Genomic DNA, 12595 nt, shown 5'->3' on the forward strand with positions numbered 1-12595 from the left:
CCAATTCTTCTCTTCCCTCTTCAACATCCCAACACTCCAATACTCGCCATGACCCTCGCCGATACTCAACCCCAAGCGCTGAACTTTGATTGTGAAACGGGCAACTATCATACCTTCTGCCCAATTAGCTGCGTCGCGTGGCTCTATCAAAAAATTGAGGACAGTTTCTTTCTGGTCATCGGCACCAAGACCTGCGGCTATTTCTTGCAAAACGCGATGGGCGTGATGATTTTTGCCGAGCCGCGCTATGCAATGGCAGAACTGGAAGAGGGCGATATTTCTGCCCAGCTAAACGATTACGAAGAGCTAAAGCGGCTGTGTGAACAGATTAAGCGCGATCGCAATCCGTCCGTCATCGTATGGATCGGCACCTGCACCACCGAAATCATCAAAATGGATTTGGAAGGCCTCGCGCCCAAGCTGGAGGCAGAGATCGGCATTCCCATTGTCGTGGCCCGCGCCAACGGACTGGACTACGCCTTTACCCAAGGCGAAGACACCGTGCTGGCGGCAATGGCGGCCCGCTGCCCCGACAAAGCACCCGTGCTGGAGTCCGAAAAAGCCGAGCGCAACGCCGTGCAGCGATTGTTGAACTTTGGCCGCAAGCAGGAAGACGTGAAGGCGGAAGAATCGGAATATGTAGACCATCCGCCGCTGGTGCTGTTCGGCTCCCTGCCCGATCCGGTCGTCACGCAACTGACGCTAGAACTAAAGAAGCAGGGCATCCGGGTTTCTGGCTGGCTACCGGCCAAGCGGTTTACGGAGCTGCCTGTGATCGAAGAAGGCTATTACGTCTGCGGCGTGAACCCGTTCCTGTCTCGCACCGCCACCACGCTGATGCGCCGCCGCAAGTGCAAGCTGATCGGCGCACCCTTCCCCATCGGCCCAGACGGAACCCGCGCCTGGGTGGAGAAAATTTGCTCTGTGTTTGGCATTGAGCCGAAGGGACTGGAAGAGCGCGAAACCAAAATCTGGGAAGGGCTGGAGGATTACGTTTCTCTGCTACGCGGCAAGTCGGTCTTTTTCATGGGGGATAACCTGCTGGAAATTTCCCTGGCCCGCTTCCTGATTCGCTGCGGCATGACTGTCCCCGAAATCGGCATTCCCTATATGGACAAGCGCTACCAGGCGGCGGAACTGGCGCTGCTAGAGAAGACCTGTGCCGAAATGGGCGTGCCGCTGCCCCGCATTGTGGAAAAGCCCGACAACTATAACCAGATTCAGCGGATTTATGACCTGAATCCTGATCTGGTGATCACGGGCATGGCCCACGCCAACCCGCTAGAGGCGCGGGGCATTAATACTAAGTGGTCGGTGGAGTTCACCTTTGCCCAGATTCACGGCTTTGCCAACGCCCGCGACATCCTGGAACTGGCGACCCGCCCGCTGCGCCGAAATACCTCGCTGAAGGATCTGGGCTGGGACAAGCTGGTCAAGGAAGAGGCAAACGTGTAGGGCGCTTGTCCTGATCTAGCCCGCGTCTGAGACAACCCTTGGCAAAACTGATTCCGGCAGGATTTACGCAGTTGGATGATTTCTGGTGGGCCTTGTCTGTGAGAAATCATCCAAAATCCGAAAAATTCATCGAAAGCGCGTAGGTTCTGTCTGAATTAGAAAATATCACTGCGAATTTTTTGAATTGCCCGCTTCAACGGCTCAATATCTTGAGAGCAGATTTTGTAAATTTCTTCTGCATCATTGAAGTAGTTGTGCGCCAGTAGATTCCGAATTCCTTTGACTCCTTCCCAATCGATGCTCGGTTGCTGTTTAAAGAAATCTCTATCTGCACGCTTATCAATTCTTTGAACATTCTCGCCAATTGCAATGAGCATCATGGCAATTGCATCTAGCCGATCCAAACCCGCGTCATCGCGCAAAAAGTCCCCCGGAGAATCGATTCCTATAAAGCGCCGCTCGATTCTTCTGATTGCTTCTTCAATTTCAAGAAATAGCTCCAAGAGTATCGATCGATCACGCATACACCGCCTCTTGATCGATCCTGGCTTTGAGGAATTGATTCATGCCGTGCCAATAGCGAATCACGTCTACATCTCTGCCAAATTTTTCTTCCAACTCTGCCTTTAGGCTGGCGCGTTTCAGAATATCGGGCAGCATTTGCACCACGACATCAATATCGCTTTCCTCATGGGCTTCATTTCTGGCGACAGAGCCAAAGACCCCAATCTGACCTACCCCATAGCGTTGAGCGAGTTCGGGCTTGAGCGCTTTCAACTGAGCCAGAACTTCCTCTTTCGCAATCGGCTTCATTGAGCGGGTCGTCATTGTGATGCTTGGTAACGCTTGCTAGGTGGCTCTTGATGAGAATGCTCACCCACAATATTAACGCCATCAACGCCGCTTGCCGCTTGCAAGTTGCGTTCACGAAAACTAATGGAATGGCATCCGTCCCAGCCCTTATAGAATGGAGTATTAATGGAGTATTAAGCAGCGTCTCTCCATTGGGGCAATAAGGTTTTGATGTACACCTATGCGTTTGTCCTTCAGTCAACCGAGTCGATTGTGCTACCGGCGGGCATTAGCGGCGAGTTGATGCTGCTGTACGAACTGGGGGTGGGCGCGGTCGTGGAGCCGGGGCTGGACTTGGCTATGCTGGAGCAGAGCGACGAGCGGCTGATGCGGGCAGTCTTGCACCATGACCAGGTGATTCGTGAGGTGTTTGAGCAGGTTCCTGTGCTGCCGCTGCGGTTTGGCACGCAGTTTGTGTCGCAGGAAAAGCTGCTGGAGCATCTGCACGTCAATGCGGCTGGCTACCAGGCAACCCTGACGCGGCTGGTGGGGCAGGCTGAATATACGTTAAAACTATCGCCGCGATCGCCCGAATCTTCTGCCCCAAGCCCGCTGGCGACTGCCGGAACCGGACGCGACTATTTTCTAGCAAAAAAACAGCAATTTCAACAGCAGCTTGATCGCCAGCGGCAGCAGCAAGCAGAACTGGAAGCAATTAAAGGGGCGATCGCCCAGGCCTATCCCATGCTCCAGATCGACGCACCCCGCGATGGCGTAGAGCGGCTGCACCTATTGCTCAGTCGAGAGGCGGAGCCTGCGCTGCGGGCGCAACTGGAAGAGTGGCGATCGCGCTGTCCTGGCTGGCACATGGCGCTGAGTGAGGCGCTGCCGCCTTATCACTTTGTGTAGTTTTTGGGTTGGGTTTGCGTAATTTCTGGGGCAAGGGCTGAAACAATATTCAAGCCCCCAAACCGCAATAGCTCCGCTCCTGAACCGACCTGGATTTCAGCCCCCAACCCAGGCAGTGTGGACGGGGCTATTGCGCTGATTAGGGAAGGCATATTGATTTTGGATTTTGGATTGGCGATTTTTGGATTGCAGGGCTTTTAGCAGTTTCATTCAGTTTCATTCATGGGGTGGCTCAGGCGACTCAGGCGAATTGACAAAAGGATTGCTCATTTAAGGATTGCTCATTAAGGATTTGCTCACTGGCGAGATTGGGTGAAATTGCTCTGAAAATCTTCGTAAAATTGGAGTGAATGCCGGAGAACGGTCTGGCGGATACGGGATTTCCTGCATAGAATTGCTCTGAGTGGCAGTTTGCAATGTGCTGCTGGAACGGCAGCGTGCAGATTGGCTCAATGCGCTCAGGTTTTTCCTGTTCCTTGCAGTCCCCCAATTCCTAGACATCCTATGGCAGGTCAACTTTCTCCCTCTGCGTTTGTCCAGCGGCCCATTTCCTTTGGGACAGACGGCTGGCGCGGCATGATCGCAGCAGACTTTACCTTTGAGCGGGTGATGCAGGTTGCGCCACGGGCGGCGATCGCCCTAGAGCAGACGTATGGTGAACAAACCCAAAATCGCCTAGTGATTGTGGGCTACGATCGCCGCTTTTTGTCGCCGGAGTTTGCTCAGGTGGCGGCAGAGGCGCTACAAAAAGCGGGCTATGACGTATTGCTGTCGGAATCCTTTGCGCCAACGCCGGCCTTTAGCTGGGCGGCAAAGCAGCAAAACGCCCTGGGGGCCGTGGTGATTACTGCCAGCCATAATCCTGCGGCCTATTCGGGACTGAAGGTGAAGGCAGGCTTTGGCGGGTCGATTCCGCCGGAGGTGACGGCAAAGATTGAGACGCTGCTGGGACAGGAACTTCCCTCCGTAGAGCAGCCGGGGACGCTGCAAACCTTTAACCCGTGGACGAGCTATTGCGAAGGGCTGCGGGCCAAGGTGGATGTGGAAAAACTGCGGCAGGCGATCGCCACGGGCAAGCTCACCGTGTTTGCCGATGTGATGCACGGTGCAGCGTCGGGCGGGCTAGAGCAGCTTTTGGGCACGCCCATTCATGAGCTAAACGGCAGCGCAGATCCACTGTTTGGCGGCGGCGCACCAGAACCCCTGCCCCGCTACTTGCCCGACCTGCTCCACCAAATCCGAACCTATGAGCGGCGATCGCCCGATGAGCTAGTGGTGGGGCTGGTGTTTGATGGAGACAGCGATCGCATTGCCGCCGTCGATGGCGCAGGCAATTTCCTGAGTTCTCAAGTGCTGATTCCGGTGCTGATTCAGCACCTCGCTACCCATCGCGGCTTCACAGGTGAAATCGTCAAAACCATCAGTGGCTCGGATCTGATGCCCCTGGTTGCCAAGCTGCACAACCTGCCCGTCTATGAAACTGCGATTGGCTACAAATACATCGCCGACCGCATGTTGGAAAGTCAGGTTTTTCTGGGTGGCGAAGAATCCGGCGGCATCGGCTACGGCAACCACATTCCCGAACGCGACGCGCTGCTGTCGGCCCTGTATGTGCTGGAAGCCGTCGTAGACAGCGGCATGGATCTGAGCGACCAATACGCCGCGCTGCAAGCCAAAACGGGCTTTACCTCTGCCTACGACCGCATTGACCTGCCCCTGGCCAGCATGGACGTGCGATCGCGCTTGTTGAACCAGCTCAAGACCCAGCCCCCCCAGGCGATCGCCGGACAGTCGGTGCTGAGCATCCTGGATATCGACGGCTACAAGTTTCGTCTGGCAGATCAAAGCTGGCTGCTGATCCGCTTTAGCGGCACAGAACCCGTGTTACGCCTCTATTCGGAAGCCGCTACCCCAGAGCGTGTGCAGCAAAACTTGCACTGGGCCAAGGACTGGGCCAACTCTATTTCCGGTTAAAACAGCCCTCCGCCTTCTAGTTAAACCTTCTAGTTAAAACAGTCCTCCGCCATGCTAGCGAGGATTGGAGGTGCAGCGACTGATTCATTACTGATTTATTACTGATAGGACTTACGCACTTGCGATTGAAGTTCCTGGGTTTTGGACGATTTCTCGCGGGCGCAGCCCGCGAGAAATCGTCCAACTGCGTAAGTCCTAACTGATTCATTATTGGGTTCGTCCGCAGTGGCGGCTGCTCAAAGGCCCCACTCCAGCTATGGCAGTGGGGTTTTGCGATTCGGCATCCCGATATTTTGTGAGCAGGCTTTGTAAACCCCTGCTTTCTGCGATCCGATCGGGAAAAATCGCTGAGTGGAGCGGGCTTGATCCGTAGCCAATTCTGATAGGGAAATTGTCTCATCTGCTTCTAGGATGGCTGCCAATCTTGCAGGGGATTGATCAGCAGACCGGGACGCGCGATCGCCATTAATAGGTTTTCCTGATCAAACCTGACCCAAGTGCATGGATCCCAGTCTAGAATTCAGGCTGAATTACCGCTTGGGCGATCGCTCCTGAGTTTAAAGACTGACATCCAAGCAGGCGATCGCAGCATTCTAGGATGGTTAGATCGGCTAGGCTGCTCGATTGATTAACAAACCTGATCGGTGCAACCTGGGGATAAGATCAAATGCCAAATTAAACCAGGCTGCCATGACTTGAGAATTCTGGATTGGTTAGATAAACTGTGAGGGCGATCGCGCCTTGTGCCATTGGCAATTTTTTTGAATCAATTCCGAATTGGGGATTGATTTTCTAAATCTGTTATATACTGATAACTCAAAACAAGTAACTTGAGCGGAATTTCAAGCCCGTTGGGTAAGCGCTTAGATTATTAATTTATGCTTAAGCCTTATCGCGGTCGGGTTAATAGGGCACTCTCGCCTGAGTGTGTGAAGTCTCGATTTGAAATCTCCACTCGATGTTAGAGTTTGCCCTGGCATGATTGTCAGATTTGTCGGATTTGTCAGATTTGGTTGTCAGATTTTGATTGTCAGATGGGATTGTCAAAAATTAACCCAATTAACGTTATGTGATGGAGCGTGACCTGTGAGCATTTTTTCTAAGCTGCGTGACTTTGTGGGCCTGAATGATCCGGCCGACTATGAATATGAGTACGACGAAATGGACGGACAGGAATATCAGAATCTCTATCAAGAAGAGAACGTCCAGCCGCTCGTCGAAGAAGAACCGCGCCGTCGCCGGATGCGCGATCGCCCGCTGATGACCACTGATGTTGGCTCCGGTATGAGCAACGTGATTGGAATGCCCGGTGTAAACGGCATGTCTGAAGTCGTGGTTATGGAACCCCGTACCTTTGAAGAAATGCCCCAGGCAATTCGCGCCCTGCGGGAGCGCAAGTCTGTCGTGCTAAACCTGACCATCATGGACCCCGATCAGGCACAGCGAGCGGTCGATTTTTTGGCCGGCGGCACCTATGCGATCGACGGCCACCAGGAGCGAATCGGCGAGAGCATTTTCCTGTTTACGCCCAACTGCGTCCAGGTCAGCACCCAGCTCAACCCGCCTGCGGACATCCCGCTCCAGCAGCCCATGCGTCCCGGTCGCCCGATGACCTCCCCCGCTCCGACCTGGGGCGCAGATCCGCAAGCTCGTATGGCTTAAGTTTCAGAGGTCGCACTCGCAATCTCCCCCTTTTGGCTGCTTTGCAACGGCTGCTCAATCCGGCCGTTCTGGAGCTTGGCTGAAGGGGGTTTTGTGCTGTCTGGGTCTTGTGCTGTTTGCAGCAGTGCAGCATACCCAGAGCGAGACATCCACAGCAAGAAAGGAGGCAGTCGTGAAGCTGGGAATAATTGGTGGCGGCGTAATGGCAGAGGCTCTGCTGTCTCGCCTGCTAGATCAGGGCGTGTGCGCGTCGGATGAGGTGACGGTTGGGGAACCTGCGGCGGCACGGCGCGAGTATTTGGCAGAAGAATACGGTGTGCAGGTGACGGCGGAGAATGCCGATGCAATGCAACACGCCGACGTATTGCTGCTGTCAATCAAGCCGCAGGTCTTTGACTCTGTGGTTCAGGCGCTCCCCATGACCTCGTCGTCGATGCTGGTGCTGTCGATCTTGGCAGGGGTTCCGCTGCATAAACTGGAGGCTGGCTTTCCCAATTGCCCCGTTGTGCGAGCCATGCCAAACACGCCGGCCACCGTGGGCGCAGGGATGACGGCGATCGCCCCAGGTCGGCACACCCAGCCCAGCCACTTGGCGCAGGCTCGACAAATCTTTCAGGCCGTGGGCGAAGTCGTAGACGTGCCTGAGTCGCTGATGGATGCCGTCACGGGGCTGTCTGGGTCTGGCCCGGGCTATGTGGCGCTGATTGTAGAAGCGCTGAGCGATGGCGGCGTGGCGGCTGGTCTGCCCAGGGCGATCGCCACTCAGCTTGCCATCCAGACCGTGCGCGGCACAGCCCAACTCCTGGCGGAAACCGGCCTCCACCCTGGCGAATTGAAGGATCGCGTCACCAGCCCCGGCGGGACGACCATTGCAGGCATCGCTGCCTTAGAACAAGCCGGGCTCCGCGCTGCCCTGATCGAAGCGGTCAAAGCCGCCGCCGGGCGATCGCGCGAATTAGGCGGCTAGGGTCTGCCAAATCGCCAGATGCGCTGCAAACCCTGCGGCCCCTTAATCCAAAATCCCCAATCCAAAATCAACCCTCCCTACAAGCCCTGAACCCCATCCACCAGACCCCGACAAACGCCCGTCAGGAAATCCAGATCGAGGGTTTCGGGGCGATCGCTGGCTTGGTGATAGTGGGGATTGCGCTGATCGGCGGTGTCGGTGAGCATCACAGCGGGATAGCCCAGATCCCAAAAGGGGGCGTGGTCGCTGCGGCGCAGGTCGGGCAGGGCGCTGGCGCGATTGGGGGCAGGAAACCAGTGGGCAGGCACTTGGCCGACCTGGCGCAGGCTGCGGCTGAGGCGCTGCATATCCAGGAAGGTTGTGGGACTTCCCACCAGCCCCAAGAAGTTGCCGTGGCTGGGATAGAGCTGATAGAAAAAATCGGCGGGATAGCGCTGTGAACCGGGCTGTGGGTCGCAATAGCCTAGCATTTCCAGCGACAGCATTAGCCGCAGCCGCTGCCCCTGGGCGTGGAACTGTTCGGCACAGTGGCGACTGCCCAATAGCCCAAATTCCTCCAGGTCAAAGGCGACCAGCCAGACGGGATGACGGGCGGGTTGAGCAAAGAGCGATCGCCCCAGTTCCAGCAGCACCGCCACCCCCGATGCATTGTCATCTGCCCCGGGCGAACCGGGTATTGCGTCGTAGTGTGCGCCAATTAGGATGGGTGGACGGGCCATCTGCTGTCCCGGCAACTTCAGCAGAAGATTGTGATGTGTTTGGCCGCGAATGGTGAACGGCTGCGTTTCGACTGCGCCAAATTGCGTCAGGAATGCTTGGATATATTGCTGGACGTAGAAATGTCCTTCGCTAGCAAGGTAAGGGTCGCGCTCTCGCGCAATGGCCTGCAAGTGTCCCCAAAGCCGACTTTTCAGGCTGGAATTGTCAGGATTCGCAAAGCCTGTTGTGTCAGTTGTCATCCGCCAAAGACCTCTAGCATTTCCTCACCCACGGATACATAATCTTGCCAGCCGTCGGCGGCGCGGGGATCTTTCACCTCATACACCGGAATGCCCGCTCGTGCTGCTTTTTGAAATGCCGCCAGCCGCCGCACGCCCGCCGCAAACACAGGCATTCCCGATTCTTGCAAGAGCGATCGCACGGTTTCCCCATCTCGGCTGGGCTTGGGCGGAATGATGTTGAGCATGATGCGATAGCGGTTTGCGCCGATGGTGTGCAGGCATTCCAGCGTCAGCACCAGCGCATCCATCGCCAGCACGTCGGGCGTAGTCGGCAAGATCAGCAGGTCGCAGCCGTCGGTCAGCAGTTCCAAATCGCGCTGCACGGGTCGCGCTTGGGTGTCAATCACCACATGGCTAAAGTTGCGGACTCGCTGGGGCGATCGCCACTCATCCACAACTTCGTAGGGCAAGCTGCCCCGCATGGCCCAGCCCGTAGCCGAGCGATTCGGATCGGCATCGATCAGCAGCGTTTCGCCCTGCGTCTGCAAAAACGCCGCCAAGTGGATCGCCGCAGTCGTTTTCCCCACGCCTCCTTTGAAACTGGCAACCGTGATAATCACCCGCGCGCTGAATCTTCCCCTGCCCTAGTACTGGAATTCTATCGCGCTGGGAGCAGGTTTTACAGCGAAGGGAAGGAGGCATGGAGTTAGGAAGATAGCCCTTGCATCACCATGCTCGATCGCCCCTGCCGCGATACGGCCGACCAGCACCGCGCGGGCCACCTGCCCACGGTGGACGGCCCGGGCCATTGCGAATCACAATCACTTCGCCGTTCTCGCGGGTAATCCGAAATGCGTCAAAGTCATAGTCATCGTACTCGCCTACAACCGTAACGCGCTCTCCCGGAGATAGATTGATCTGGTGATACCAGCGCGGCCCTGCGTCTACAATGATCTCGCCCGTGTTGTCTCGCAGCAAGAACTCGTTACCAACGATGCTTTGCACAGTTCCAGTAATCGTAATGCCCTGATGACGACGCAAATTGCCAATGGGGACGCTCTGGGCTGTGACCTGTGGGCTAATGCTGACCAAACTAGCCCCCACCACTAGAACCGGAGCAAGCTTCAGAAACAGATGCTTCATCATAGTGACTCCTGCGAGTGTACTTCTACTTGTGCAACCCCTGCCATACCTAAAGCAGTAGCTAAGCAGCGGTTGCATTTGCTTCCCCCTTGTGAGGATTTGCGCTTAATCTAACAAGGAATTATGACGGAATCATGACGGCTGTTTTCTAGCCTTGTCTCCTGCCCGTTGCCACAAGCCAACGTCTGAGTAAGGTAAGCTAGTTAAATTCAGCTTGGAAATGCGCGGCAGCGTCACCGTAAAGGTTGACCCTTTGCCAATCTCGCTGGTCACGGAAATTGTGCCGTGGTGGGCCTGCACGATTTGCTGGGCGATCGCCAACCCTAGTCCAAAGCCTCCTGTTTCTTGGAAGCGGGCACGGTCTTCGCGATAAAACTGCTCAAAGATATAGGGTAAGGACTCGGGGGCAATGCCAATCCCTGTATCAATCACCTCCAAAATTGCTGATTCCTCAGTTGTCCGCAGGCGAACTGTAATAGACCCACCTGCCGGTGTGTAGCGGCAGGCGTTGCTGAGTAAATTCGTGATTACTTGCTGAACTAGATCAAGATCGCCCCGCAGAATAACTGGATCATCCGGCAGGTCACTGGTGATCTGAAGATTGAGAGTTGTTTGGTATTGCAAATCGTTGAGGTGAGTAGCTAGGAGCGATCGCACGTCAAAGGGCTGGAGCGATTCCTCATCTAGCTTGCCTTCGTGCCGCGCCAGAAATAGCAAATCGTTTACTAAGGCACTCATCGACTTGGCTAACTGCACAATCTTTTCTAGCCGCTGGCGGGGCTGCGTTGAATCGCCGTCTCGAGCCATTAGCCCAACTTGGGCATTGCTGAGGATTGCTGCAATTGGAGCGCGGAGTTCGTGGGAGGCACTGGCTGTAAATCGTTCGAGGCGATCGCACGCTTGCTCAAGCTCGACATTAGTTGCTTGCAAGCAACCTTCTCGTGCTGCTAGCTCTCGGTTCAGATGAAGGAACAAGTGAATCGCAAAGCCGCCGCTAATAATGCCGACTAAAACGGAGATCAGCAATACAAATGTGTTAATCTGACGATAGCGGTCTAGCTGCCGTTGGCGATCGCGCAGAAGATTTTCTTCTTCAACTGCAAAAGCGTCAATCCTGTAGCGTGTGTTATCCATAAGTTCTTTCCCTTCCTCCAGCCACGCATAAAAATCCTCCAGTGAAGCAGCGGTTTGTCGAGGCGGTGGAGTGGTCTCCTGGATCTGGCGCTTGAGCCGCAGCTTATTTTCCAAGAGTTTTACACTCTCATCGACGTATCCTTTAATGATTGTCAGTCGCTGAGTTTGTTGGGGGTTATCACTAACTAAAGTTTCCAGCTTTTGTAAGGACTTAGGAATTTCGATCTGAGCAATATAGTACGGTTGTAAAAATTCCGAGCGATAGGTTAGCCCAAAGCCGCGTACTCCGGTCTCGGCATCGACTAAGTGATTGAGCAAGGCTTGGGTTTCTAAGCGTACCTTCTGCGTATGCTGTACCTGCGCTTCATGCTGGGCAATCCCATGATCCAGCCATGCCTGTATTCCAACGCAGCTTAGCAAGCACACGATGGGAATAGACATGATCATCGCGCCCCGATAGCTGGCTGGCGGTAATTTCTGGTTTTTTGCTGGCACACTAGAGTCGCTCATTGGCATCCTGGTTTGGGAATTTGCAGCCGATAGCCCACACCATAAATAGTCTCAATCCAGTCTTCAATGCCTAGCGACTTGAGGCGCTGTCGCAATCGTCGCACTTGGGTGCTTACAGCATTGCTTTCAGGTTGCTTATCCCATTCCCAAAGATTGGACTCAAGCTGGTCACGAGTACAAACCTGCCCAGGATGGCGCAAAAAGTATTCCAAAAGTTGAAACTCGCGGGCCGTGAGGACAACTTTGGCCTCACCTCGATGGGCAGTCATGGTGGCTAGATCTAGAATGAGGTCGCTCAAGGTTAGCCGATCGCCAATCCACAGAGGCGATCGCCGTCCCAGCGCCCGCACTCGCGCCAGCAGTTCTAGTACATCGACGGGCTTTACAAGATAATCATCAGCTCCAGCATCCAACCCTGCCACTTTATCAGCGGTGGTGTCTCGTGCCGTTAGCATAAGCACAGGCGCTCCTTGCCCCGACTGACGATATAGCTTGCACAGATCAATGCCGCTGATTTGGGGTAGTAGCCAGTCCAAAATCAGCAGGTCGTAGTCTTTGTCGCGGAGCAACCAGCGGGCCGTGTCCCCATCGGACACGCTATCCACCAAGTGCCCCATCTGAGACAGCGCAGCAACTAGCGGCTCTAGCTGCTCCTTGTCGTCCTCCACCAGCAAAATTCGCATTTCAGCTTGCAAGATTCAGGGCGATCGCACACCTCATCTCTAAAGTATTCTGCAAGTGTTGTAAATCGGCACCACAAGAAAATCTCAGCAGGGCGATCGCCCTCATCCACAACGTTTTAGGGCAAGCTACTCCGCTTGACCTAGCCCGTAGCCGAGCGATTCGGATCAGCGTCGATCGGCAGCGTTTCGCCCTGCGCCTGCAAAAACGCCGCCAAGTGGATCGCCGCAGTCGTTTTCCCCACGCCGCCTTTGGCTGTGCCAGAAGAAACCGAAGGGCGATCGCAGCCACAGGTCTTATTCGGAAGCCAAGTAAGTTCTGAAATAAGACAATGAGCAATCAGTTCAGATTCGGCCTGCGACGACAGCATTGAATACTAAGCTGCGCCATACTGATGGAAGCTTCCGCGGTTGCTTCCAAAGGCTAT

12 protein-coding genes and 1 pseudogene are annotated in these 12595 nt (G+C 55.1%); 5 read left to right on the plus strand and 8 right to left on the minus strand.

Features of this window, described 5'->3' with window-relative positions:
- The first annotated feature begins 48 nt into the window (after nt 1-48).
- Nucleotides 49-1455, plus strand: coding sequence for a ferredoxin:protochlorophyllide reductase (ATP-dependent) subunit N (locus JTM80_RS00135; protein ID WP_172353613.1), 1407 nt, complete (start codon nt 49-51; stop codon nt 1453-1455).
- 155 nt (nt 1456-1610) lie between these two features.
- Here the strand turns inward: JTM80_RS00135 and JTM80_RS00140 are convergent, their stop codons facing one another.
- Both JTM80_RS00140 and JTM80_RS00145 read right to left on the minus strand, forming a co-directional pair.
- Entirely contained in the window at nt 1611-1979 is a 369-nt protein-coding gene (locus tag JTM80_RS00140) for a DUF86 domain-containing protein (RefSeq protein ID WP_172353614.1), read from the minus strand.
- Nucleotides 1972-2283, minus strand: coding sequence for a nucleotidyltransferase family protein (locus JTM80_RS00145; RefSeq protein ID WP_172353615.1), 312 nt, complete (start codon nt 2281-2283; stop codon nt 1972-1974). Before JTM80_RS00145 ends, JTM80_RS00140 begins: the two co-directional genes overlap by 8 nt.
- A 195-nt stretch (nt 2284-2478) precedes the next feature.
- Between JTM80_RS00145 and JTM80_RS00150 the strand changes: the two genes are divergently transcribed.
- The 4 genes from JTM80_RS00150 to proC all read left to right on the plus strand — a co-directional run bounded on the left by JTM80_RS00150 (nt 2479) and on the right by proC (nt 7759).
- A complete protein-coding gene (locus tag JTM80_RS00150) occupies nt 2479-3156 on the plus strand; it encodes a GvpL/GvpF family gas vesicle protein (RefSeq protein ID WP_172353616.1) in 678 nt (225 codons plus the stop codon).
- Nucleotides 3157-3660: 504 nt separating this feature from the next.
- On the plus strand, nt 3661-5130 hold the full coding sequence (locus tag JTM80_RS00155; RefSeq protein ID WP_172353617.1) for a phosphoglucomutase/phosphomannomutase family protein: 1470 nt from the start codon (nt 3661-3663) through the stop codon (nt 5128-5130).
- A 1086-nt stretch (nt 5131-6216) separates the two neighbouring features.
- Complete coding sequence (locus JTM80_RS00160; RefSeq protein WP_172353618.1) at nt 6217-6792, plus strand: cell division protein SepF; 576 nt, start codon at nt 6217-6219, stop codon at nt 6790-6792.
- 202 nt (nt 6793-6994) lie between these two features.
- Nucleotides 6995-7759 carry a pyrroline-5-carboxylate reductase gene (gene proC / locus JTM80_RS00165; protein WP_172358745.1) on the plus strand — a complete coding sequence of 255 codons (765 nt, stop codon included), beginning with the start codon at nt 6995-6997 and terminating at the stop codon, nt 7757-7759.
- A 77-nt stretch (nt 7760-7836) separates the two neighbouring features.
- Here proC and JTM80_RS00170 read toward each other — a convergent pair whose 3' ends face one another.
- The 6 genes and pseudogenes from JTM80_RS00170 to JTM80_RS23385 all read right to left on the minus strand — a co-directional run.
- Nucleotides 7837-8718: a M28 family peptidase gene (locus tag JTM80_RS00170; protein ID WP_172353619.1), complete on the minus strand. Its 882-nt coding sequence runs from the start codon at nt 8716-8718 to the stop codon at nt 7837-7839.
- Nucleotides 8715-9320, minus strand: coding sequence for a ParA family protein (locus tag JTM80_RS00175; RefSeq protein WP_172353620.1), 606 nt, complete (start codon nt 9318-9320; stop codon nt 8715-8717). The genes JTM80_RS00170 and JTM80_RS00175 overlap by 4 nt, the downstream gene beginning before the upstream one ends.
- 106 nt (nt 9321-9426) lie before the next feature.
- On the minus strand, nt 9427-9846 hold the full coding sequence (locus JTM80_RS00180) for a hypothetical protein (RefSeq protein WP_228721691.1): 420 nt from the start codon (nt 9844-9846) through the stop codon (nt 9427-9429).
- Between the two features lie 129 nt (nt 9847-9975).
- On the minus strand, nt 9976-11418 hold the full coding sequence (locus JTM80_RS00185) for an ATP-binding protein (protein ID WP_225906727.1): 1443 nt from the start codon (nt 11416-11418) through the stop codon (nt 9976-9978).
- A gap of 65 nt (nt 11419-11483) precedes the next feature.
- Nucleotides 11484-12170 (minus strand): two-component system response regulator RppA, encoded by a 687-nt coding sequence (gene rppA / locus JTM80_RS00190; protein ID WP_172353622.1) that lies wholly within the window; start codon nt 12168-12170, stop codon nt 11484-11486.
- A 143-nt stretch (nt 12171-12313) separates the two neighbouring features.
- A pseudogene (locus JTM80_RS23385) lies at nt 12314-12412 on the minus strand (ParA family protein); the annotation flags it as partial.
- Nucleotides 12413-12595: the final 183 nt, after the last annotated feature.

It is taken from the genome of Thermoleptolyngbya sp. PKUAC-SCTB121, assembly GCF_016919485.1.
GTDB classification, from domain to species: Bacteria; Cyanobacteriota; Cyanobacteriia; order Elainellales; family Elainellaceae; genus Thermoleptolyngbya; species Thermoleptolyngbya sichuanensis.